Below are 3,744 nucleotides of genomic sequence, written 5' to 3'. Positions count from 1 at the left end.
GTATGTGAATTGCCTGGAGTGTCCTGCGCTACTGCCCTACTGCCCTACTGCCCTACTCCCTACTCCCCTCTTCCTCCGCAGCCTGCCGCAAATCGGCAATCACCGCCCGCCGGTCTTGACGCCGCCAGGCGAGATGGAGTGAAACCGTGCGGTCGAACCACGGCAGGTCGCGAAATACGATCCGCGGCGGCGCAGTGGCGCGCAGGCTGGCTTGCACCGTCGCCAGACCAAGGCCGGCGCTGACAAGGCCGAGCGAGGTCAGCGGATCCGCCGTTTCATAGGCGATGTCGGGCAAAAAGCCGGCTTTGGCGCAGGCGGCAAGGAACTGGCCGCGATTGGTGTCGTCCGGCTGGCGCACGACGGTGATCCAGGTGCGACCGTCAAGGTGATGCGGCCCAACCTCTGGTAATTGAACAAGCGGATCATCTTCGGGGATCGCCAGCACCAGCGGCTCATGCCGCAGCGCCATGGCGGCGACATCCGGGTCATCATCGGCTGGCGGCGAGTAGACAAAGCCCAGATCCAGCGACCGCTGCCGTAGCCCTTCCAATTGCGCCGCAGAACGCAGGCTTCTCAGCTGCAGATGGAAATCCGGCCGGTCGCGACGGAACTGGCGCAGCATCCCGGCGACAAGCCCGGCATGAACGGCGCCTTCGACATAGCCGATGGCGAGCCGGCCGACGGCGCCGCTGGCCAGGTTGCGGCCGAACTCCTCCAAACGTCGCGCATCGGATAGCAGCGCGCGGGCCTCGGTGAGGAAGGCGCGCCCCTCGGCGTTGAGATGGACCCGCTGCTTCGACCTTTCAAAGAGGGAAACACCCAACTGCTCCTCGAGCTGGATGATCTGCCGGCTGAGCGGCGACTGAGAAATATGCAGCATCTCGGCGGCGCGCCCGACATTGCCGGTTTCGGCGACGGTGACGAAATACCTGATCTGGCGCAGGTCGAACATTTTTCTCCAGGCTCCAGTCCCCTGAGGTCTCAACTTTATCCTAACCAGTCTTGGACAGTCTGACCAGCGGGAGCGATAGTTCGGCCATCCAACCACAGGAGACCGCCATGCAGTTCTTTGCCCTTCTCACCCGCAACACCGAAAAATTTGCCGATGCCGATTTCGCTCCGCTTCTGCCCGGCGAAGCCGAACAGCGGCGCACGCTCTATGCCGAAGGCGCGGTACGCCAGGTGTGGAACCGAGGCGACATCCCGGGCAGCGGCATGATGCTCGAAGCCGCCGATGATGCAGAGGTTCGCGGCCATCTCGCCACCTTGCCGCTGGTCAAGGCCGGCATGATGGACATTGCCGCAATCGTGCCCCTCAAGCCCTACCCCGGCTTCGGCCCGAAGCACTGACCGGGGCACAATCCGGGGTGGCGAAGGCGTCACCACCGGATTGACGTGGGTGATCGACAGACCGTGATCGGCTGTCAAGAAACCGTCATACGGAACCGGGTTCGCTCGTGCTAGAAATCAAGGCCAGGCAGCCGCCGTGCGGTGCCATTTCGGAACATGCATCTGGCACCGCCCCATGGATATCACTCTCGCCCCGGAAGGCACCGACCTGTCGCCCTACCTGCCCGACGAGCACGGATTGTTCTTCATCTATCATTTCACCGCTGAGGGCGTGCGAACCAGGGACGCCACCGCCGCGCACTGGACATGGCGCAGCTACCAGCTTTCCGACATGCGGGCCCGCCATGAGATCGGCGCCGATCAGGCTTTGCCGGCACCGGTGCGCGAAGCTTTCCTGTCCGCCAGCCATGGCTGCCACATCGACCTCGAGAACGACTGGCTCTATGGCGATCTGCCGGACCTGCGCCATGACTATTCGGCGGAAGCGGGCGGGCTTGGCCATTTCCGCTTCGCGCTCAACGACACGATGCTGGTCGGCGCCCGCAAGCAACCGCTGCAGTCGGTCGACAACATCCGCAAGGCGATCGAGAATGGATCGCGCAAGTTCCGCTCGCCGGCCGAGTTGATCGAGGCGGTTGTCGGCCAGTCCTTCGACGGCATGGTGGCGGAACTTGCGGCACTCGGCGACAGCCTCGACGGGATCGAGGATCGCATCGTCTGCGACGCATGGCACAATGAACGGCAATCCCTGGTCGACGCGCGCCGGCATCTGGTGGTGATCCACAGGCAGATGGCGACGCTGACCAATCTGTTTCGCCATCTCGACCACTCGCACCGTAACGACCTGCCCGACAGCATCAACGACATGGCCGCGCGTCTTTCACACAGGGCGCAGACGCTGCACTATGATGGCGAACAATTGCAGGCACGCGCCCGGCTGTTGCAGGACGAGCTTATGGCCAAGCTGACGACGCAGTCGAACCGGCTGCTGTACGTACTGTCGGTGATGACGGCGGTGCTGTTGCCGATGACCATCATCTCGGGCCTGTTCGGCATGAATGTCGGCGGCCTGCCGCTGGTCGACACGCCAATGGGCTTCTGGGTGGTGACGGCGGTAGCGATGGTGATCGCGGGCGCGACCTATCTCTTTGTCAGGCGGCTCGGACAGATGTAACGCCCGCCCGGCGACTTTCACGCCGAGGCGCGAAGATCCTCGATGATGGTGCCGGCGGCGGCGGCTTCCGCTTCGTGGTCGGGCTCGCGCCAGGTCTCGGCCAAGCCAGCCGCATACCATTCGCGCATCGCCGGCAGGGCAAGCAATTGCGCCGGATAAGCCGCAGCCGCACCCTCGAAGGAGAGCCCATAGGACTGGGCGCGGAACGCCACCGGGGCAAAGAAAGCGTCGACGGCGGTAAAATGAGCGCCGGCCAGAAACGGCCCGCTGAAACGGGCAAGGCCATCGTTCCAGAGATCGCCGAGGCGAAAGATGTCCTGCTTCAGCGCATCGGACATCGGGAATGGCTTTACGCGCACGCCGCAACTCATCGGGCATGCCCCGCGCAATGCGGTGAAGCTCGAATGCATCTCGGCGGCGGCCGAGCGTGCCCAGGCGCGCGCCTTGGCCTCGACAGGCCACACGCCATGGTGGCGTTCGGCCAGATATTCGACGATGGCCAGCGAATCCCAGACCGCCCAGCCATCGTCGATCAGGCACGGCACGCGGCCGCTCGGCGAGAAGGGCCGGTACAGATCCCAACTCGATGCGGTCGGGAATGGCGTCAGCCGTTCCTCGAACGGGATGTTCAGCTCTCGCATCAACACCCAAGGCCGCAGCGACCATGAGGAATAATTCTTGTTGGCGATATGCAGCAGGTACATAGGGGACCCTTACCTTGCAGCCGGCACCGCCGGCCGGATCTCGCGGCCACGGAACATCGACCAGGAATACATCGCGAGCGCGGTCCAGATCAGGCCAAAGGCAATCGCCTGGGTGGTGCCGAAAGGCTCGTCGAAGATCAGCACGGCGATCAGAAACACAATGGTCGGCGCGATGTACTGCATGATGCCGATGGTGGACAGCCGCAGCAGCCTCGCGCCGAACGCAAACAGCAGCAGCGGGATCGATGTGACCGGACCGCAGCCGATCAGCAATGCCGTATCGGTGCCACTGCTGGATAAGATGTGATCCTGTTCGGTCGCGATGAGATAGACGATGTAGCCAAGCGCCACCACCGACAGCAGAAGGACTTCGAGCAAAAATCCCTGGCTCGGTCCGATCGGCAGCGTCTTGCGGAAGAAGGCGTAGGCGGCGAAGGAAAACGCCAGCGCCAGCGACACCCAGGGCAGCTTGCCGCCCTCGACGGTCAGCACGGCGACTGCGACGGCCGCCAGCAC

Annotated in this window: 4 protein-coding genes and 1 pseudogene; 2 read left to right on the top strand and 3 right to left on the bottom strand. The window is 63.9% G+C overall.

The genetic code is table 11. The features are described from left to right. Window positions 1–52: 52 nt before the first annotated feature. Complete coding sequence (locus EOB80_RS07950; RefSeq protein WP_127327252.1) at window positions 53–952, bottom strand: LysR substrate-binding domain-containing protein; 900 nt, start codon at window positions 950–952, stop codon at window positions 53–55. Window positions 953–1,059: 107 nt separating this feature from the next. On the opposite strand from EOB80_RS07950, the gene EOB80_RS07945 reads away from it, so the two are divergent. Then, the gene (locus tag EOB80_RS07945) at window positions 1,060–1,350 is read left to right on the top strand and encodes a muconolactone Delta-isomerase family protein (RefSeq protein ID WP_127271666.1); all 291 of its coding nucleotides are present in this window, start codon (window positions 1,060–1,062) and stop codon (window positions 1,348–1,350) included. Window positions 1,351–1,525: 175 nt separating this feature from the next. Next, complete coding sequence (locus EOB80_RS07940) at window positions 1,526–2,524, top strand: transporter (RefSeq protein WP_127327251.1); 999 nt, start codon at window positions 1,526–1,528, stop codon at window positions 2,522–2,524. A gap of 17 nt (window positions 2,525–2,541) precedes the next feature. Here the strand turns inward: EOB80_RS07940 and EOB80_RS07935 are convergent, their stop codons facing one another. Then, window positions 2,542–3,228: a glutathione S-transferase family protein gene (locus EOB80_RS07935; RefSeq protein WP_127327250.1), complete on the bottom strand. Its 687-nt coding sequence runs from the start codon at window positions 3,226–3,228 to the stop codon at window positions 2,542–2,544. A gap of 9 nt (window positions 3,229–3,237) precedes the next feature. Continuing rightward, window positions 3,238–3,744 (bottom strand): annotated as a pseudogene (locus EOB80_RS35110) (EamA family transporter RarD); the annotation flags it as partial.

Origin of the sequence: Mesorhizobium sp. M7A.F.Ca.MR.245.00.0.0 (genome assembly GCF_003997415.1) — a bacterium.
Taxonomy (GTDB): Bacteria; Pseudomonadota; Alphaproteobacteria; order Rhizobiales; family Rhizobiaceae; genus Mesorhizobium.
This window is presented reverse-complemented; position numbering and strand designations above follow the sequence as displayed.